This is a genomic window from Lentzea roselyniae (assembly GCF_039537795.1).
Taxonomy (GTDB): Bacteria; Actinomycetota; Actinomycetes; order Mycobacteriales; family Pseudonocardiaceae; genus Lentzea; species Lentzea atacamensis.
This window is the reverse complement of record NZ_BAABBE010000155.1, coordinates 1-514: the sequence shown is the minus strand read 5'-3', so window position 1 is coordinate 514 and position 514 is coordinate 1. Positions and strand designations below refer to the sequence as shown.

Here is a 514-nt window from a genome sequence, read left to right as displayed (position 1 = left end):
ACCCGAAGCCCGTGGCCCAACCAGCAATGGGGGGAGCGGTCGAAGGTGGGACTGGCGATTGGGACGAAGTCGTAACAAGGTAGCCGTACCGGAAGGTGCGGCTGGATCACCTCCTTTCTAAGGAGCATCTACTACCGAACTTGGGCGAATGTTCCGAGCGGTAGTCAGAACCATGCCAGCCTTGATGCTGGGTGGGCTCACTAGTGGATGCTGGCTGGCTTGAGATCTTGTTGTCGGACAAGTGAGTACTGCGCCTTCGGGTGCGTGGAAAGGTTGTTCGAGGGCTGGAACGATAGATCGGTACGCTGTTGGGTCCTGAGAGAACACGCGAGTGTCTTTCAGTGATCGGGTCCTCTTAGTACTTGAACCGCCGGCACCTGTGGGTGCGGGTAGGCGAGTGCGGAGATGAGGGGATGTCTGATTGTTCTTTGAGAACTGCACAGTGGATGCGAGCATCTTTGTAGCAAGTTAGTAAGGGCATACGGTGGATGTCTTGGCACCAGGAGCCGATGAA

At 56.4% G+C, this 514-nt stretch carries 1 rRNA gene; it reads left to right on the top strand.

The window, feature by feature from the left end:
- A 16S ribosomal RNA gene (locus tag ABFX45_RS46315) occupies positions 1–117 on the top strand; the annotation flags it as partial.
- Positions 118–514 lie beyond the last annotated feature (397 nt).